Raw genomic sequence first — 20,009 nt, 5'->3', positions numbered from 1 at the left:
AGTTCAACAGCGATCGGGACATCCCCGAGTGCGCCGTTTCCTGGCACTTGCTCGGGTTGTCTTTTTCGTTCCCGAACAGGCCCGAGTCGCACGATGTAAGGCGACATCTGTCTTCGCTGCTCGTTTGGTCTTTCTGGCAGATATCTTGCCTTTTTGCGACTTGGACTGTTGGGGTCTCTTTGAGACTGTGAAGGCAGGATTTGGGGTATCGGGAGTTTCGGCCATCTCCAGCCCGAATAGAGCGGCGACATCGCCTTCATCAAGCACCTTCGCCGCGCCTGGCGCCGTTGTTAGCGGAGAATCCTGTCCAGCGCTGGCGAGCATTTCAGTTTCATCCACATCACGCAGCACAAAAAGAAGCTGAGGCTTTTCATCTAGCCGGGCGCCGACACCATACAGTGCTGCCGCAACGTGCTTGCACATGTCCGCCCAGTCCGGACAGCTGCAGGACAGCTTGATTTCCGTCGGCGACGGAAACAGGCCGTCACCCTCTCGACAGACCCGGTCCATCACGCCTTTCGCCAAGCGGCCCTGCAGGAGCTCAACTAGCGAATCGACGGTCCCGGCGCAGTCCCGACAGATGGATTTCCAGCGTGCCCGCGTAATTGGTGCGATGGCAATCTTGATTTGGTAGACCTCAGACCCGGCGACCATTGCGGAGATCTCGCCCTTGGCAATATGCAGGTCGATAACCGAGCCGTTTCGGACATAGGTCCGACCGCGCGGCAAGCGGTTCTCATAGTCGCTGTATCGTTCGAGGTTGACGCACCAAGAATTGCCCCAGAAGCTCTTGGTAATTTTGCGTCCCTCGATCCTCACGGGCGCAACGGATCGTCCCTGCTTCTTGAGCTTGGCCAACTTGCGTTCTGCCTGCCGCCGCTTCTCAGCTACCGGCACGTAAGCGTGCCACCCGTAGTAGCTCATTCATCCCACTTCCTTCATCGCCGCACCCAAATCGAGAGTCACGAGCTTAAGCAACGCCTCATCTTTCATCTCAGTCAACAGGATGTCAGCTCCACCGCTGAGGAAATCCCCAGCCAATTGTTTCTTCGACTCGATCATATCGTCGATCTTTTCTTCCACGGTGCCGCGACAAAGGAACTTGTGCACAAGCACATTCTTGGTCTGTCCGATCCGGAAGGCACGGTCGGTGGCTTGGTTTTCGACGGCCGGATTCCACCACCTGTCGAAATGAATGACATGCGAGGCCGCTGTGAGATTGAGCCCGGTGCCGCCTGCTTTGACCGAGAGCACGAAGAACGGGACGTCTTCGTCTTCCTGAAATTGGCGCACCAGGTCCTTGCGCTTCTTAATCTCTGTCTCGCCATGCAGGACGAGGCCGGGCCTTCCGAATGCGGAGCCCAGGAACGCCCCTAGTGGCGCCGTTGCCTCCTTGAACTGGGTGAAGACAAGTGCCTTCTCCTGCCGGGCGGCAACCACTTCCGCGATGTCGCGCAGACGCCCAAGCTTACCGCTATCCTCCTCATTCCACGCGCCGTCGCCGAGCCACTGCGATGGATGGTTGCAGATTTGCTTCAAGCGCATGAGAAAAGCTAGGACGATGCCTCTCCGTTTTATTCCATCGACCTCTTCGAGTTGGTCGGCCAGCTCTGCCACTGCTTGCTGATAGAGCGCCGCCTGCTTGCGGCTCAAGGGGCAGAAGGTTTTCACCTCGGTCTTGTCGGGCAGGTCGGCAATGATGCTCTTGTCGGTCTTCAGCCGTCGCAGGATATAGGGGCGCACCAGGTCGCGGAGCGGACCGTAAGGGTTATGTGGCCGGTCGGCGAGGCGTTTGACGAATGCCGAAAATTCCTTCGACGATCCCAACAGGCCAGGATTAATGAAGTCGAAGATCGACCAAAGGTCACCGAGCCGATTCTCGATCGGCGTGCCGGTGAGCGCAATGCGCATTTCTGCCTTGAGCCTCTTGACCGATTTTGTCTGCTTGGCAGCCGGGTTCTTGATGGCCTGTGCTTCATCGAGCACCACAAACCGCCATGATATAGTTTCTAGCCAAGGCGTACGCATCAGAAAGCCGTAGCTCGTGATTACGAGATCGACATCTGCGCATCTGTCCGCACTGTAAGTGTTCAGTTTCTCGGACGGCGCAGCCGATGGATGGACCACGACTGTTTTCAAGCTTGGCGCAAATCGGGAAATCTCGGCGGCCCAATTGGCTAACAACGAGGCGGGGGCTACGAGCAGGCACGGTTTCCGTGCCATGTCCTCATTCTTGATCACCAGCAGCAGCGACAACACCTGGATGGTTTTGCCGAGCCCCATATCGTCGGCAAGGCAAGCCCCAAGCTTGAGCTGCGTTAGCAGATAGAGCCATTGCACACCCGACTGCTGATAGGGTCGCAGCGTACCCTGAAAATATTGACCGGGGTCGACCCGCATGAGCCAATCGGGATGGCGCAAGGTCGCCAGCGTCTCCGCCAGCCAGGGGCCGGCAACGGTCTGGCTCCAATCGATGTCGGCTGGTGCGGCAGTTTTATCTCCGGCAATGCCAGCCCCAGCCAGCAGACGCATCGCCTCACCGAACGAAAGACCCTCGGCGGCGGCACGGCGCTCGATGGCCTCAAATTGCTCGAGTGTGCGATGCAGTCGTTCATGATCGACCTCGACCCACTTGCCACGGATTAAGGTCAATCCATCGGAATGCGCCAGGAGTCGCTTGATCTCGGCCTTCGAGAGGCTTTCGCCCTCGAGCGTCACCTCCATTCGGAAGTCGAGCAGCGCGTCCATCCCCAGCTGTGATGGCGCATTGCCCCCGACCGTTGCTTTCACTTGCGGGCGTGCGGGGTGGTTCATGCGCCAACTCGCCGGCATTCGCACGACCACCCCGGCGCTTTCGATTGCGGGAACATCCTTCAGGAATTGCAGCGCCTGTTGTGGGCTCCAGCGCAGCGGGTGAAAGATATCGCCGGCATTGACCAACGTCTTCAACCAAGGGCTCCTCTCGGCGGCGCGCTGGACGGGCATCAGCAGCGAGAGCAGGCGTTGGCGGTTCCTCGCACCGGAATACTCCTGCAAGGCTTTGCCAAGCGGCAGATGCTGGGCCTTGGCCTCAGCAGAGAGTCGGGTGGTGTAGGTCGCAAGAAACGCGAACGGGGCTTCATCGTCCTTCCGGTTCTCCGCGAGGTTGAAATGAACGCGCCCAACCAAATTCCAAGCCGGATGACGGCTCTTGAGGAACTCCTGCAGGGAGAGCTTGGCTTGCACCAACTCGGCATCAAAGGCCGCATCCATACCTTGCCAAAGATTGGCCAGGACAGACGTCGTCAGGTATTCCGCGCCGGTCATCGGCGGAACAGCCGCTGCCATCGTGTCCAACTCGCCATCGGCGGGGATCGGCACAGGCGGCTTGGTACGGCCGTCTCCAACACTAGGAAGCGCGCACAGCGCAGTCATGTAGCGCATTCCAAGCGCTCGCCAATACGACAACACCGGTGGGAGAACCGTCGCGACTTCGTCGGCGCCGAGCCACAACAATCCGTGCCCTGAGCCACGTAAAAATGCTTTCTCCAGCCGCAAGCCCTGATTGAGCTCCAACGCAGGAGCTTGCGCCGTTTGTCGCAGTGTCAGCAAACCATGCGGGGTAAGAACGGGTTCCAGCGTCATCATGACGGTGAGACCTTATGATCCCACCGGAAATGTCCGCGATTTTGGGGGTGAGCCGCGCGCCACATCGAGATGTAATTCGCCATTCTGTCACGAAGTACCGAGCATGGGCGCGGTCAGCAACTCCTTGACCCGCATGAACTGCTGAACGCACTCCGCGACTGCGGCCGGACTCTCCGGCAGAAGATCATCCTCCTCCAAAACATCGACATTCCTTTCGTTTTGCGAACGCTCGATTTGCGCCAACTGTGCGCCGATCTCATCCGGCGCGAACATGCGTCTCACCTCGGAAACAAACCGCGGCAGTTCCCGCGCGAAGTCGGGATGTCTGGAGGCAGTACTGGTAAAACTCATCAACTTCTCACCGACAAGGTAGTCGAAGGCCGCCGTGAGCCCGAATCGCGCCTTGATCGTTTGAGCCGCTTCGCACTGTTCGATCCAAATCTTATGCGCTTTGCCCGCATTCATAGTCGGCCCTCATCTTGTCGGCATCGATGCTATTCTTGACGCCAGCCACTCTTCAATTTCGACCACCTTCGCCGCCCGGAAACGTTGCGAACCGCGATGGCAACGGCTTTCTTCTGACCGACCAGCACGACCAGCTTCTTGCCCCGGGTGACGCCGGTATAGAGCAGGTTTCGTTGCAGCATGGTGTAGTGCTGCGTCATCACCGGGATCACTACGGCAGGGTATTCCGAACCCTGGCTCTTATGGATAGTTGCTGCGTAAGCCGGCACCAGCGTGTCGAGCTCGCCAAACTCATAAATGACCGAGCGGCCGTCGAAGCTTGCGGTGAGTTCGCTGTCTTCGGAACTGACATCGTCGATATAACCGATGTCACCGTTATAGACCTCCTTGTCGTAATCGTTTTCGATCTGCATCACTTTGTCGCCGGACGCGAACGTCCAACCGAAGCGTTCAACCTTGCGCTCGCCGGCGGGGTTCAGAGCCGCCTGCAGTTCAATGTTTAGCGAGCGCGCACCGACGCCGCCCCGGTTCATTGGACACAGAACCTGAATGTCCCGAATTGGGTCGAGGCCGAAGCGATTGGGGATCCGTGTCTTCACCAACTCGATGATACGCTGTACGGCGGTTTCTGGATCGCCCGCTTGCACGAAGTAGAAATCGCTATCCGTGCCGGGCGGGCTGAGATCGGGGATGGCCCCCTGATTGATGCGATGTGCGCTGATAATGATGCGGCTTTGCGCGGCCTGCCGGAACACCTCGGTGAGACGCACCACCGGCACAGCACCGGATGAGATGACGTCGGCCAGCACTTGGCCTGGCCCAACCGAAGGAAGCTGGTCGATGTCGCCGACGATCAAAAGGGCAGATCTGCCTGGCACGGCCTTGATGAGTGACTGCATCAGCACGACGTCTACCATTGAGGCTTCGTCGACAACAAGCAGGTCGCAGTCGAGCGGATTGTCTTCGCCGCGCTTGAAGCCGCCGCCCTTGGGGTCAACCTCCAGCAGCCGGTGGATCGTCCTGGCCTCAAAACCGGTCGCTTCGGTCATGCGCTTGGCGGCGCGGCCGGTCGGCGCGCATAGCAGGAGCCTCACGCCCTTTGCTGCGAGAATGCGGAGAATACCTTTGACGATGGTGGTCTTGCCGACACCAGGACCGCCGGTCATGACCAACGCTTTGGACATCAATGCGAGCCGGATCGCAGCGACCTGGCTTTCGGCAAGGGTAAGCCCGATCCGTTGCTCGACCCAAGGCAGTGCCTTGTCGGGATTGATCCAGGGCCACGGCAGTGTGCCATTCGCAAGCCGGATCAGTCGCTCGGCAATCGAACGCTCCGCCCGATGCAGGCCCGCCAGAAATACGCATGACGTTTCGCCTACGCTGTCCGCGATGACTGTGCCTGCTATCCGTTCGAGATCAAGCGCAATGCGCACCAGTTCCACCGGGACCTCAAGCAGCTTCTCGGCAAGCGGCACCAGTTCATCCGTCGGCAAACCGCAGTGCCCTTCGTCCATCGCCTCGGTCAGCCCATAGGAGATCCCGGCCCGAACCCGAATCATTGCGGTCTTTTCGATGCCGAGTTTCATCGCGATCGCGTCGGCAGTCTTGAAGCCGATGCCGCGAATGTCACGCGCGAGGCGGTAGGGGTTCTCGGTCATAACCTGTACGGCGTCCGCGCCATAGGTCTTATAGATGCGCACCGCCCGGGCTGTGCCGACGCCATTGCTGTGCAGGAAGACCATGATTTCGCGAACGATCTTCTGTTCAGCCCAGGCGGCCGTGATCCGGTTGGCCCGAACCGGGCCGATGCCCGTTACCTCGCGCAGGCGTTCGGGCTCCGTCTCGATGGTATCGAACACTTTCTCACCGAAGGCGCGCACCAGCTTCTTGGCATAGACTGGCCCGATGCCGCGGATCATTCCGGAGCCGAGGTATTTCTCGATGCCGTCGAGTGATGTCGGTTCCGAGGTCTTTAAGAACTTCGCCCTGTACTGTTGGCCATGGGTGCGGTCATTGATCCATTCGCCCGATGCGGTAATCCACTCGCCAGCGGAGATCACCGCGGCGTGCCCGACTACAGTGACCAGTTCGCGGTGGCCGCGCGCCTTGATCCGCAAAACAGAGCTGGCCCCGCAAATTCGGACAGTAGCTTGAGTGGATTTTCTGCCTGACAGCGGCGAGGATTCTTGCTGCGAATCAGGAGCGAAGATGACGAAGAAGAGCCGCCGGACGCATTCTCCGGCATTCAAGGCGAAGGTTGCTTTGGCTGCGGTCAAAGGCGACAAGACACTGGCGGAGCTGGCGCAACTGTTTGATGTTCATCCGAACCAGATCACGATCTGGAAAAACCAGCTCCTGGAAGGCGCCGCCGGCGTGTTTGGGCATGACAAGACATCGGCCGAGACGCCGGTCGATTTGAAGGCGTTACATGCCAAGATCGGCGAGCTGGCGTTGGAAAACGATTTTTTGTCCGGCGCGCTCACCAAGGCGGGCCTGCTGAGCGCAAAGCGATGATCGACCGCGATCATGATCTTTCTATCGTGCGCCAGGCGAAGGTCCTGAAGCTGGCTCGCAGCACGGTCTACTATGAACCTCGGCCAGTTTCGGCCGAGGACCTTGCCTTGATGCGTCGGCTCGATGAGCTGCATCTCGATTATCCCTTCGCGGGAGCGCGTATGCTGCGATCGTTGCTGCGGCGGGAGGGCGTATACGCCGGTCGCCGCCACATCGCGACGCTGATGAAGCGCATGCGGATCGAGGCGGTCTATCGTCGCCCGAACACGAGCAAGCCGGCTCCGGGTCACAAGATCTACCCGTACCTGTTGCGCGGATTGAAGATCGAGCGGCCCGACCATGCGTGGGCAATGGACATCACCTACATTCCGATGCGGCGTGGCTTCGTCTATCTCGCGGCGGTCGTCGATGTGTTCAGCCGACGGGTCCTGGCCCATCGCGTCTCGATCACAATGGAGGCGGCCTTCTGCGTCGAAGCGGTCCAGGAGGCGTTGGCGAAGCACGGCAGGCCCGAGATTTTCAACACGGATCAGGGCAGCCAGTTCACCAGCCTCGAGTTCACCGATGTGCTGCTGGACGCGAAGATCGCCATCAGCATGGACGGCAAGGGCGCCTGGCGCGACAACGTGTTTGTCGAGCGGCTCTGGCGCACGGTCAAATACGAAGAAGTTTATCTCCGCGCCTACGACAGCGTGTCCGAGGCGCGAGCGTCAATTGCCAAGTATCTGGCCTTCTACAATCAGGGACGCCCTCACTCGAGCCTTGACGGGCGCACGCCCGACGAGGCTTACTTCGGCACGCAAGCTATGGTGATGGCCGCATGACCGTCGCCGACGGTTTTGTCGTCGCTCTGGTCGGGCTACGCCCTCCCGACGCAACGACAAAACCGTAAAGCCCCGCGTTCAGCATAACCCGGCAGGAATCCACTTAAATCCAGCGGGGCGCTGTCCAAACAACCGGGGCCAGCTCTCGTGCCAATTCCAGGCGACCATGTGACTATGATGAGTGTCCCGGAAAACCGCCAAGTTCTGGCTCGACGCCTATCAACGACCTTAAACAGCTCATCGATGCCAGATCGTGTCCCTGAGCATGGTGTAACTGGCGGTGGGACATCGCGTTCGCCGGCGAGGGCCGGACTGGTCAGCTGGCGGTCGCCGGAAGGCTGACGCTTGGATGCTGACGCGGGCGCCTCGTGAGCTGCGCGACGCATTCGACCAAAAAGAGCTCGAGGAACCACTCAAAGTCGTCACGGCAGCTGCAGAGGATATGGGCGTACCCGTTTGAGCGGCCGTACAGGCGTTGATTGATGCTGACCTGCCCCCGAACTTTCATCCAGCGGCAATTAGAGTCTCGACTTATTTTACGCCACGAGGCGCGGGTGGAGCAACATGCGATCGGCGGAGCTGGTCGGGGTTGCGCTAAAATGGACCCGCGGAGCGGGACCGGTTGAACCGGTTTGTTAGTTGGAAACGGATCGCTCCTGATCCCTTTCTATCACGCAGCCAGAGACTCTGTCTGCTGCAGTTGCTGATGGGCATGTGGTCAACGCGTCAGCGTTGTCCACCATGTCCACAGCCTTCGCGGCCTGCATCCGTTCGCGCCAGACCGCCATCGGCGTGCGATAGCCGAGGGACTGATGAAGGCGACGATCGTTGTAGAAGGCGATCCAGCTCGCGATCCCTGCCTTGGCCTCGCGGCCGTCGGCATAGCCCTTGAGATAGATGTCCTCATGCTTGAGCGACCGCCACAGCCGCTCGATGAAGACATTGTCCATCCAACGACCGCGGCCATCCATGGAGATCTTGATCCCTGCGCCCACCAACGCGCCGGTGAAGGCCACGCTGGTGAACTGGCTGCCCTGGTCGGTGTTGAAAATCTCCGGCGTGCCGTACGTCGCCAGCGCCTCTTCCAGAGCCGCCACGCAGAACGAGACGTCCATCGTATTCGACAACCGCCACGCCAGAACCGCACGGCTCGCCCAGTCGATGATGGCGACGAGATAGAGAAAGCCGCGGCCGATGGGCAGTGGAGTAAGAAGCGCGAGCGCGCTTCTCCTCCCCGGTAGGGTCGAAGACTGGCAGCCGACAGGCCTCTCGACCGTGCCACGTTTCCAGTCCCCTCCACGTCGCACGCAGCATGCGGATTTCCCGCACTGCGCGCTCCCATTTGCTTCACGCCAACGCTTATGGGACCTATCCTGCTGGGGCGACTTTCGGCCCGTCGCGTCGCACTCTGTAGGCGTTGAACAGCCCGAGAGTGTCGTACAGCCACCGCCTATTCCATCGTTCCCAGCCGAAGCCCTTTCGTTTCTGAGCATGCGCCAGATGGCGCCTGACCGTAAGCGACGTTCGCGTCCCATTCGCAAAGGTTTGGCGTGGGGATTGCAGTCTGTTGATCAACGTGTTTGCAAATCGTTGGCGGGGGGTATGGAGGCGGCAACGACGGAGAATTACGAGGTGCGGCCGAACGACCAGGGCAGGAGCTCGTCGATCCGGGACTGCGGGTGACCGGTTGCGATCGCTTTGAGCGTCGCTTTCATCCAGACGTAGGGCTCCACGCTGTTGATTTTGCAGGTGGCGATGAGCGAAGCTATGCGCGCCCATGAACGACCACCTTCGTCGTGACCAGCAAATAAACTATTTTTACGCGTCAGAGTCAGCGGCCTGATTTGATTTTCGACGGGATTGGTGTCCATCTCAACGCAACCATCGTCGAGAAACAAGGTGAGGCCATCCCAATGGTTCAGGAGATAGGCGATCGCCTTGCCCATCTCGCTGCCCGGCGACAGGCGACAGGCGAGCGGCTTGCTCGCGCAGAAACCTCTCGAGTTCAGCGACGAGCGGCCGTGATCGCTCGTTACGGGTCGTTTGCCGAGCCGGGGCGTCGGCGCCACGGATCTCCTTCTCGATCGCATAGAGTGCGGCGATGCGCGCGAGAACGGCTTCGGCGATGGGTGAGCCGGCTTTCGGAGTCGCTGCGATGATCTTGCGCCTTGAGTGGGACCAACATGCGGCCAGCCGCAGCGGCACGCCGCCTTTGCGCTTGGGCCGTGCGAGCCGATGATAGCCCTGGTATCCGTCGACCTGAAGGATGCCGTCGAAGCCCTCGAGGATGCGCTCAGCATGGTCACCACCGCGTCCTGGCGCGTAGTGGTAGACCACGATTGGTGGATCAGCGCCGCCGTGGCCGCGATCGTCGCGCAGGACAGCCCACAGATAGCCGGTCTTCGTTCGGCCCCGGCCCGGATCGAGCACAGGCGCCCTGGTCTCGTCTATGAACAAGCGGCCCGATTGCTTCATCACGACGCTCATGCGCTCGACCAGCGGCGCGAGGTGGAAGGCGACCGTTCCCATCCAGTCTGCCAGAACGGCGCGATCGATGAAGATGCCATGCCGAGCCAGAACCTGCGACTGACGATAGAGTGGCATGTGCTCGCTGAACTTGGCGACCGCCACCTGCGCCAGCAGCGCCTCGGTGGGGATGCCACCCTCCACGAGATGGGCGGGCGCCGGCGCCTGAGCAACACCGGTGCAGCCCTTTGCGCAGGCGTAGCGCGGTCGCACCGTCTCGATCACACGATACTGGGCGGCCATGACATCGAGACGGCGGGAGCGATCCTCGCCGATCTGGACCATCCGGCCGCAGCCGCAGGGACACTCGAGGTTCTCGGGTTCGATCACCTGCTCGATGCGCGGCAGGTGCGCGGGAAAGGCACGGGCAGCGCGCCTGGTCCGGCGGCTGGACGGCGCCGTGCCGGCGCGGCGCGCACGATCGTCCTGGCGTTCCTGGACTTCGGCGATGGCAATCTCGATGTCCTCGAGAACCAGTTGCATCTGATCGGGATTGAACTTTTCCGAGCGTTTACCGAAACGTGCGCGCTCGTACTCCTTCACGAGCAGTTCGAGGCGTTCGACGCTCTCTTTGGACGCAGCCAGTTCACTCTCGACATGAAGGCGCGCCGAGCATTCATCGTCTGCGCGACGACGCTCGGCTTCAATCATCGCTTCCTGCGCGCGGAAGAGCGCGCGCAAATCGGCGGGCAGCGCTGCAAGACGGGCGGGATCAATGGGGGACGGCGGCACATCCGCAAGCTATCATCCCAAAGCCCCGCGCGAAACAGGTTGTCGGGTCTGAGTCAGTTCGCCGCAGCTGGCGTCGCGACAATCCGTTCGCCCACTCGCTTCCAGTTCAGCCCTTCAAACAGCGCTTCGAACTGCACGCGCGTCAGATGCATGACGCCGTCGCTGATCTGCGGCCACTCGAAACGACCATCGCGGCCAAGGCGCTTGTAGACCAAAACGAGGCCCGTGCCGTCCCATAGCAAAATCTTCAGCCGGTCGGCGCGCTTCGAACGAAAAACCACGATCAGGCCCGAATGCGGATCGAGCCCAAGCGTGTTTTGCACAAGACCGGCCAGCGCGTCGTGCCCGCACCGGAAGTCAACAGGACGCACAGCAAGCACAATCCGCAGTCCCTGCGCCGGAATGATCATGCGCCGCGCTCGATCGCAGTCACGATCTCCGCGATCCGCACCGCCGACACGTCCGCATCCAGGCGGACCGAAACCTTGCCAATCGTAATCTCGACGGGCCCCTCGCTCTTGCCTGACGCCACTGGATCGCTCAGCTCGATCGACACGAAATCCGCCGCGTCGTCCGTGACCAATGCGAGCCGGCCAGCACGCGCCAATCTGCGCCACCTCGTCAACTGCTGGGCCTTCACACCATAACGCCGTGCGACATCACATACCCGGGCGTCGGGCTTCATGCTCTCGAAAACAGCGCGCCCCTTGATCTCCGCAGACCATAACCGGCCTCCAGAACGCGTCCGGCGCGTAAGCTTCCCTACAAAGCCATCAGCTTCGGCTTCCTCCCCCGATTGTTCCATCGCCTTCAGTCTCCTCTTGGCTCTCTGACCAGCCAAGAATCGCAGAGCGAAAGCCGAAGCGAAACCAATCAATCAAATGGGAGAAAAGCTCCGCTTACGGTGTATCTCAACCGGAAGGGACGGAACTTGATACAAGGCCAGCGCCCGTTGGAACTGCGTGGCCCTTTCATACGTCAGAATGTCATTGCGGAGATCACGATCCAGAGGGATCGCCCCAATTCTCTGAGCCTTTTCAAGCAGTCGGGAAATTGAATTTTGTCCAGCGAAGCGGTCGAGGATTTCGAACTTCTCGTCATCTAATTCGAGAGATTCCAGCAGTACTTCTTGTATCATTTGGGTGGGTGATGTCCTTGATGCATTTGCAAATAAAACAACGTCAATTAGGCCGATGAAGGAAACAGCTTCGTTGAGCTTTAGTAGCTGCTGCGCAATTGCATAAGCCAAGATTCCTCCTGATGAGTATCCAGAGAACCGATATGGACCTCGCGGCTGGATCTCGCGAATCGCCATGCTAGCTTGCGAGGCGATCTCTTGAACAGTTGGAAATTGAGCTGCACTGAATTGCGGCCATGGCAAACCGTAGACAGGACAGTCGACATCCATTTCTTGCGCCAAACTGGCTATATAGGAGCAATCGCCCAAACCTGTGGGAACAAAGAACAGCGGCGGCTGCGATCCGGTTTCTCGAACACAAATCAGTCCCGACCTGCTGGGCTGAGATTCCAAATGAACGTTCGATGCAAGTTCCTTTAGAGCGGGGGCTTGGAAGAGGTCGGCGGCGCTGAACTTGATCCCGAGATCGACTGCGCGACTGAGCAACTGCACCGCCAGCAGCGAGTGTCCGCCGAGTTCGAAGAAATTGTCGTGGCGCCCGACCCGCTCGAGCCCCAGAAGCTCGGCCCAGATCTCGGCCAGCGCCGTCTCGATCTCGCCCCGCGGCGGCTCGTACGTCCGACGCGCATACGCATCATCTTCCGGCGCCGGCAGCGCCTTGCGGTCGAGCTTGCCGTTCACCGTCAGCGGCAGCCCCGATAGCCGCACGAACGCCGAGGGCACCATGTAGTCCGGCAGCCGCGCACTCACATGCGCGCGCAAGGCGCCGGCCAACGTGCTTCCATCTTCCTCGTCCGAGCCGGCCTCGGGCGCGCACACCAGATAGGCCACAAGATGCTTGTCGCCGGCGCCATCCTGTTGCGCCACCACCACCGCCTCGCGCACCAACGGGTGCTCGCAAAGCCGCGCCGCAATCTCCCCGGGCTCGATCCGGAAGCCGCGGATCTTCACCTGCTCGTCGTTGCGGCCCAGGAACTCCAGATTGCCGTCCGGCAAGTACCGCGCAAGATCCCCGGTCCGGTACAGCCGGTCGCCCTCCACAAAGGGGCTGGCGATGAACCGCTCCGCCGTCAGCGCGGGCCGGTTCAGATAGCCCCGCGCAACTCCCGCCCCGCCAATGTAAAGCTCCCCCACCGCCCCAAACGGAACCGGCGCACCATGACCGTCCAGCAGATACACTCGCGTGTTGGCAATCGGACGGCCGATATGCGGCACTACGTCTTCGACGAAGAGCCGTCCCGAGGTCGCTACGACCGTAGCTTCCGTAGGCCCATAGTTGTTTATTAGCTTTAGACCCGCTGGTAGAGGCGCAGGCACACGTTGGAGACGATCACCGCCAATAAGCAAGTACTTCAATGTGGAATTTACCAGCTTATCTTCCAACACGATCGTGGCCAGCGGCGTGATCAAAAAGCCAACTCCCAGCGATTGATCACGCCACCACTTCAGCAGAAGTAGAGAATCTCCGGCCGGTGCTCTGGGCGGGAGCAGCAATGTGCTGCGGTTGTACAACGCAGACCATAGCTCCCAAGTGCTGGCATCGAATGCCATTCCAGCTGTGAGTGCACAGCTGGTTTCTGGTTGCGGACAAAACGTTTGCACATGCCATGCTACAAGATTGACCAATCCCCGATGCTCGACCATGACGCCCTTTGGGGTGCCTGTTGAGCCTGAGGTGTAGATCACATAGGCGAGATGGCGTGAGCTCAGGCCGAGGGCACGCGGGTCGGGGTTCGAGGCCGGCAGCTCGGCCCAGGCCGGTGTCGCCGTCTCGAGATCGACCACCGTCACATCCCCCAGCGCATCGCAGCCAAGCGCCGATCGTCCCGCCGCATCGGCCAGCAGCAGCTGCGGCGCGGCATCGTCGAGCACCTGGCGCAGCCGCGCCGACGGATAGGCCGGATCCAGCGGCAGGTAGGCGCCACCCGCCTTGAGGATCGCCAACAGCCCCACCACCATCGCCGGGCTGCGTTCCAGGCAGATCGCCACCGGCTGGTCCGGCCTGACCCCGAGCCCGATCAGGTGATGCGCCAGCCGGTTGGCCCGCGCATTGAGCTCGCCGTAGCTCAGGCGCTCGTCCTCGAAGACCACCGCCACCGCCTCCGGCGCCTTGCGCACCTGCTCCTCGAACAGCTCATGGATGCACTGCTGCTCAGGATACGGCGCCGCCGTCCGGTTCAGCTCCTCCAACAGATACGCGCGCTCAGCAGTCGACAGCAGATCAATCCGCCCCACCGCTTGTTGCGCATCGGCCATCACAGCAAACAACAAATTTTGCAAATGCTCCGTCAGGCGGTCGACCTGCCTTGGAGCCAAGCGACCTGCATCAAAGTGCCATCGGAAGCTGCCATCCAGAGCGCAAACCTCAAACGTCAAGAGATCGCCGGATAGGACCGTTTCAGAAGTCGGGCTCGAAGCTAGATCATCCGCAGCGCAACAGCTGTTTTCCGTAACAGTAACGCCCATCGGCCAAGGTCGGCGCGACCGTAGCGCCCCCATACCCCGCAACGTCGGGCAGCGCACGATAAGATCCCGCGCAAAGCTATCGTTCTCCCTCAGCTGAGCGCATTCGAAGGCGATTGCCCTGTGCACCTCTGCAAAATCACGATCAAGATCAATGGTAACTTGCATGGGCACGACAGAGGCAACAAGCATCTCCATCGACGATTTCAACCCGGCTCGCGATCCGCTCGGCGCGGGAGTCCATCCCAATTGAAGCTCTGATTCACCAGTGATGCGGGCGAGATATATCAGCCAAGCACTCAGCAAGTGTTCAGTGCGATCAACTGCCGACAACTCGGCCAAAGCAATTGGAATGAGTCGGGAACTCGACTGCCATCTGGGCGAAGCCATAGCCTCTGAAGACGACAGAAAAGGAAGCTGCGACATTTTGAACTGCTGAAGCCGCTGTCGCCAAAAATCCTCCCGAGGCGCCAGCATTTCGTGCGCAACGGTTATGCTCCGCGCCTCGTCATCGCTCAAGATCGGGAGGCGATCGCCTACATAAAGATCGCAGCGCCGCGCGAGTGTCTGCGCGTCCAAAACTTCAGCACCTAAACTGCCAAAGAAGACATAAACGTCATTTGTACCCGTCGCCACCCGCCAATGGCCGGGGTCGACTTCAACCAGGGAGCCCGCTGAAAAGCCCGAGCGGCCAGACGACACCTCCAAGCACCTGACTGCGACAACGTCATCGCCCACAAGAGCCTTAGACAGACATAACGGATTGAAATGATACAGCCCGAAATCTAAGGCGCGTGTCGTCGCTGACAGATCTTGCGCGGAGCGACCCCATCGCAGACAGCCTGCCGCATCTGGACGTCGACGTCTCGGAAAGTAACTTCTGTCCGCCAGCGCCTGCGGCCAGCTACTTAACGCCCCATTCGCTAGACCGGTTAAAAGCTCGCGGAAGCTCTCGACTGCAGCCTCATAACATTTGAGGTTCAGAGTTAACGCCGTGTCGATGGGCGCAATCAAGACTTGGCGCTGAACAACCAGGTCCCCCGTATCAACACCATCATCGATACGATGCCACGTGATGGCATATTCGGTCTCTTGGGCCAGCAGCGCCCAAGACGTCGCATGAACTCCAGCATACCGCGGTAATGGACCGTCATGATAGTTGAAAGCGCCTCGTCGTACGAGACTCATCACATCCGGTGGCAATACGAATGGGTTGGCGACGGAAAACACCCACTCCACTGACTCGGTGTTGAGCACTATCGAGAGCTCTTCAACGCTCGCGACACACAAGATATTAGCGCGAGCAGCCCAATCGCGGAATATGGCGTCGACACACAGCGCCACGCGGATGACGTGCCCCATCTCCATTGCTAGCTGAGCGCACCCAATGGCTAACGTACCGCCACCAACAAAGACCGTAGAACCGATTGGTGACACTAGGGGTCTCTGCTCATCCAAATCGCCTGCTTCGCTGCTCAACAATGCCAACCCACATGGGTCATGGAGCTATCGCTGAAAGTTGGTGACGGCGGGAATCGGGAAGGCGGCATATCGTGGGGGTGCTTGACGCCTCCACTTCTCCACCGAAGGAGCGATATGCCGTGTCCAACGATAACGTCACCAAGCTGATTCAGCCAGGAGTGTTCGACGACCAACTCACCGAAATCTTGCGTAACGGGGCCCGCGCTCTGTTGGCGCAGGCGGTCGAGGCCGAGGTCGCGGACTTTCTCGGCAAGCATGCCGATGTGAAGACCGAGGACGGCCAGCAGCGTGTGGTCCGCCACGGTCACCTGCCGGAGCGCGAGGTGATGACCGGGATCGGTCCAGTCTCCGTCCGCCAGCCGCGTGTGCGCGATCGCGAGGCCGCCGCCGATCCCGACCGTATCCGGTTCTCGCCATCGGTCGTGCCGCCCTACATGCGGCGGTCGAAGTCGATCGAGACGCTGCTGCCGATCCTCTATTTGAAGGGGATCTCGACCGGCGACTTCTCCGAGGCGCTGGCGGCGCTGCTCGGCAAGGATGCTGCCGGGTTGTCGGCATCCGCCGTTGGTCGCCTGAAGGACGGCTGGCTCGACGAGTACGCCGCGTGGCAAAAGCGCGATCTTTCGGCCAGGCGCTATGTCTACATCTGGGCCGATGGCATCCATCTCGAAGCTCGCCTCGAGGACGAGAAGCAGTGCATCCTGGTGCTGATCGGCGCGACGCCGGAAGGCCGCAAGGAACTGGTCGGCTTCACCGATGGCGCCCGCGAGAGCGCGCACGATTGGCGCGATCTGCTGCTCGATCTGAAGCGGCGTGGGCTCGACGTGTCGCCGCGGCTCGTCATTGCCGACGGCGCGCTCGGGTTCTGGAAGGCCGCCGGTGAGGTCTGGCCGACAACGCGCGAGCAGCGCTGCTGGGTGCACAAGACCACCAACGTGCTCGCCAAGCTGCCAAAGAGCCAGCAGCCGAAAGCCAAACGCGCGCTGCAGGAGATTTGGATGGCGGAGTCCAAGGCCACCGCCGAGCTGGCATTCGACGCCTTCATCGAGAGCTACACACCCAAATACGAAAAGGCGGCCGACTGCCTCGGCAAGGATCGGGACACGCTGCTGGCTTTCTACGACTTCCCCGCCGAGCACTGGAAACACCTGCGGACGACCAATCCCATTGAAAGCACCTTCGCCACCGTGCGCCACCGCACGATCCGATCGAAGGGTTGCCTGTCCAACAGGACGGCGCTCGCGATGGTCTTCAAACTGGCCGAGGCCGCGCAGAAAAGTTGGCGTCGACTCGATGGTCACAACCAGTTGCCAAAACTCGTGCTCGGTGTGACATTCAACGACGGGATTGAGGTCATCGCCAAGCACGGCTGACCGTGAGCCCAAAACCGCCGCCGCCTGACCGGCCCGGCCGTCACCAAAATTTGGCGATAGCTCTGGGTCATGACGATCGCGCTTCACATCCATGATAAAGCCTTATCTCTGCCACTAGCGTGGCACCCCACTTCAACGGCAGGTCGATTGACCGGCCAAGCCCCCACAATCCGCACAGGATCTGCGACGACTAGCGATTAAACTTGGCGGCATGTGATACGCCCGACCGCTTGGCCACCAACTCTGAACATGACTAGAGATACGCCAGCGCATCAGCTAATTGCCTATCTAAGCCAACACTGACATCCTTCCATCGCCGTCAGCTCCTGAGAAAACTAGGTCCGCACCCACTGCTGGCGTCGGATCGCCCCGCTTCAGCTGTAGATTGACGCTCGCCAGCTCGATCTGCCACGAATGGCTCGCGGCACCTCTCACCTGGAACGTGGCGCGCAGCACCTCCTCCTTGGCACCGTTGTGGCCAAGTCATCGCCAGAACTCCAAGCGACATGAGCATGTGAGAGACCTCGCGACGGGTGCGCGCCATGGAAGCGGCAGCATCAGCATGCCATGGACATGGATAAATCGAACAGGGTTGATCTGAACTCTTGGCGGAGTGCAGACCATTGTGATGTGACGCCCACCGTCGCAGCAATCGCCGTGCCAAAGACGTTCTGCAAGCTCTTTCCTAAAGAAAGATCTCGTCGTTTCGCGCCGAACGCGGAAATACTGCTGTCCAATTGTCGATCTTAGGACATTGACGGCTTGAACCGGACGAGCCGGGGATGTCCCGGGTTCTGTTGAATTTCTGAAGAGGTCGGCGTTGCCCACCTTGAGCCGGTAGGCTCGGGGTGCTGATTCCACAAAGGAGAGCAACGCCATGACGAGAGATATCACACCGGCTGGTTGGCCGGCGACCGGGGCTGTGGACGAGGCGTTTGCGGAAGTGCGGGCGAGCTTCGATCGGTTCTGCCTGGCGGCAGGGATCGAGGCGCTCGGCATGATGATGGAGGCGGATGTTGTGGCGGCCTGCGGACCGCGCCACGGTCGCGATGCGGCGCGGCGGGCGCACCGTTGGGGCCGAACGCGGGGACGGATTGGTTTCCACGGCGGCAAGATCGAAGTCGAGCGCCCGCGGGTTCGGGGCGTGGACGGCCGCGAGGTCACGATCCCGAGCTGGGAAACGGCGGCGCAGGAGGACTGGCTCGGTCGCTGGGCGATGAACCTGATGCTGATCAATGTGTCGACGCGCCGGTTCGGCCGCGCTGTCCGGCTGCCCGAGGGTGACGTGCCGGCACCGCCCCGATCGGGGGTTTCGAAGTCGGCGGCCTCGCGGAGGTTCGTAGCGCTGTCGGCGGCGCGGCTGGCCGATTTCATGGCTGCCGATCTGTCCGCGCTCGACCTTCTGGTGGTCCAAATCGACGGGCTGCATCTCGGCGACGATCTCGTGCTGGTCGCCGCGATCGGAGTTGACGGCGAAGGCAACAAGCATCCGTTGGCGCTGGTGGAAGATGCTCGTCCGCCGCGATCCCCAGGAGCGTTGTCGTCTCCTTCGAACTGATCAGCTTTCTTCTACCCACCCGCAATCTCCCGCTGCCCTACAGGGACTCATCTCCAATGGGCAAGTGGTTCAGAACTAGCCGCAAGGATGCAACCGGCCAGCCGGTTCTTCTACAGATCTCTCACGAGTGTTCGCACTTCGTTCGATCTTAGCGTGTCTGGAGGAACAGCTCTTGTTCCGACCCCGGGTTAGCTTGGGTTTGTCGAGTTCGGCAAACAGTTCGGCGCGGCTTGAGCCGAAGCCACGCATTTGACGAGCATTGAGTTCGTCGACGAGTGTCTTGATGGCGGCGTTGAGCTCGGCCCGGGAAAAGAAGCACTGATTGCGCAGCCGGGCCAGAATCCAGCGCTGGGCGATTTGCACCGCGACCTCGACCTTCGCCTTGTCTTTTGGGCGCCGCGGCCGTGCGGCGAGAATGGCCGTGCCGTAATGGCTCGCCATCTCGGCATAAGTGCGATTGAGGCCGGGATCGTAGCGGTCGGGGTTGCTGACGGCGGCTTTGAGGTTGTCGCAGACCACGAACGTCGGCGTTCCGCTCAAAAACGTGAACAAGTTGACGTGGGCCCGGATCCAGTCGGCCAAGCTCTCGCTGGGGCAGGCCTCGGCGTAGGTGTAGTTCGAAGCGCCCATCGCCGCGACGAACAGCTTCATCGGCTGCACTTCCCCGGTCAGGGGATCGACGATGTCGATGGTGTCGCCGGCGAAATCCACGAACACCTTCTCGCCGCCCAGATGAATCTGCCGCATCGAAGGTCGGACCCGCCCCTTCCAGGCCTCGTAGGTAGTGCAGAACCACGTGTACCCGAAACCGTCGGGATTAACGGCGCGATACTCCTCCCAGAGCAGGCGACGGGTTACGTTGCGCCGGCGGAGCTCTTTATCGATGTAGCTCCAGTCGGGCACCGGCCGCTGCGGGCTCTGAGACGCTGGTCGTGGGGCCGGGAAAAGCAAAAGCTCCAGGTCTTCATCGGTCATTCCCTCCGGAAGCGGCCAGCTCAACCCAGCAGAGCGGGCGCGGCTCAGGTAGCTGTGCACAACGCCGTTGCTGACGCCCACGCTCCGCGCGATGGCCCGCTCTGGCAGGCCTTGAAAATGTTTTAACCGAAGGACTTCCTTGATCCGGCGCATCGACAATCTCTGGGTAGGCATTGGACTTCCTCGTTAACCACGAGGTCATCCCTAAGCCGGTTGAGTTGTCGGCCGAAGCGCTGCAAGGCTCCGAAAGCCTTGCTCACGATCCCGCGAAATCGTTGCTCACGATCGTCTGAAATCTCTGCTCACGATCCCCTGAAATCCGCGCTCACGAT

At 60.7% G+C, this 20,009-nt stretch carries 8 protein-coding genes and 5 pseudogenes; 3 read left to right on the top strand and 10 right to left on the bottom strand.

Features of this window, described 5'->3' with window-relative positions:
* Window positions 1–3 precede the first annotated feature (3 nt).
* The 4 genes from JEY66_RS43275 to recD2 form a co-directional block, all read right to left on the bottom strand.
* Window positions 4–924: an SWIM zinc finger family protein gene (locus JEY66_RS43275; protein ID WP_018273923.1), complete on the bottom strand. Its 921-nt coding sequence runs from the start codon at window positions 922–924 to the stop codon at window positions 4–6.
* Window positions 925–3,627, bottom strand: coding sequence for a DEAD/DEAH box helicase (locus tag JEY66_RS43270; RefSeq protein WP_018273922.1), 2,703 nt, complete (start codon window positions 3,625–3,627; stop codon window positions 925–927).
* 87 nt (window positions 3,628–3,714) lie between these two features.
* A complete protein-coding gene (locus JEY66_RS43265; RefSeq protein ID WP_018273921.1) occupies window positions 3,715–4,092 on the bottom strand; it encodes a hypothetical protein in 378 nt (125 codons plus the stop codon).
* 29 nt (window positions 4,093–4,121) lie between these two features.
* Entirely contained in the window at window positions 4,122–6,266 is a 2,145-nt protein-coding gene (gene recD2, locus JEY66_RS43260) for an SF1B family DNA helicase RecD2 (RefSeq protein ID WP_051110248.1), read from the bottom strand.
* 34 nt (window positions 6,267–6,300) lie between these two features.
* Here recD2 and JEY66_RS43255 point away from each other — a divergent pair.
* Window positions 6,301–7,430 (top strand): IS3-like element ISRj2 family transposase gene (locus JEY66_RS43255; protein ID WP_085967151.1). Its coding sequence is split into 2 segments (ribosomal slippage): window positions 6,301–6,553 and window positions 6,553–7,430, totalling 1,131 coding nucleotides; the frame shifts between segments, so codons are not numbered across the junction.
* A gap of 635 nt (window positions 7,431–8,065) precedes the next feature.
* Here the strand turns inward: JEY66_RS43255 and JEY66_RS43250 are convergent.
* From JEY66_RS43250 to JEY66_RS43230, 5 genes and pseudogenes are all read right to left on the bottom strand, one after another.
* A pseudogene (locus JEY66_RS43250) lies at window positions 8,066–8,641 on the bottom strand (transposase); the annotation flags it as partial.
* 414 nt (window positions 8,642–9,055) lie between these two features.
* A pseudogene (tnpC, locus tag JEY66_RS43245) lies at window positions 9,056–10,607 on the bottom strand (IS66 family transposase).
* 134 nt (window positions 10,608–10,741) lie between these two features.
* Window positions 10,742–11,098, bottom strand: a complete 357-nt coding sequence (tnpB, locus tag JEY66_RS43240) for an IS66 family insertion sequence element accessory protein TnpB (RefSeq protein ID WP_011090953.1) — start codon at window positions 11,096–11,098, stop codon at window positions 10,742–10,744.
* The gene (locus tag JEY66_RS43235; RefSeq protein WP_026193420.1) at window positions 11,095–11,493 is read right to left on the bottom strand and encodes a transposase; all 399 of its coding nucleotides are present in this window, start codon (window positions 11,491–11,493) and stop codon (window positions 11,095–11,097) included. The genes tnpB and JEY66_RS43235 overlap by 4 nt, the downstream gene beginning before the upstream one ends.
* A gap of 72 nt (window positions 11,494–11,565) precedes the next feature.
* Window positions 11,566–15,651, bottom strand: a complete 4,086-nt coding sequence (locus tag JEY66_RS43230) for an amino acid adenylation domain-containing protein (protein WP_198390678.1) — start codon at window positions 15,649–15,651, stop codon at window positions 11,566–11,568.
* 239 nt (window positions 15,652–15,890) lie between these two features.
* Between JEY66_RS43230 and JEY66_RS43225 the strand changes: the two are divergent.
* Both JEY66_RS43225 and JEY66_RS43220 read left to right on the top strand, forming a co-directional pair.
* Window positions 15,891–17,172: pseudogene (locus tag JEY66_RS43225) on the top strand (IS256 family transposase).
* 849 nt (window positions 17,173–18,021) lie between these two features.
* Window positions 18,022–18,657, top strand: a pseudogene (locus tag JEY66_RS43220) (IS256 family transposase); the annotation flags it as partial.
* 231 nt (window positions 18,658–18,888) lie between these two features.
* Here the strand turns inward: JEY66_RS43220 and istA are convergent.
* A pseudogene (gene istA, locus JEY66_RS43215) lies at window positions 18,889–19,851 on the bottom strand (IS21-like element ISFK1 family transposase); the annotation flags it as partial.
* Between the last annotated feature and the right edge of the window lie 158 nt (window positions 19,852–20,009).

Source organism: Bradyrhizobium elkanii USDA 76, from assembly GCF_023278185.1.
In the GTDB taxonomy this organism is placed as follows: domain Bacteria; phylum Pseudomonadota; class Alphaproteobacteria; order Rhizobiales; family Xanthobacteraceae; genus Bradyrhizobium; species Bradyrhizobium elkanii.
Note: the sequence above shows the minus strand (reverse complement) of the source record. Positions and strands in the feature narration are given on the sequence as shown.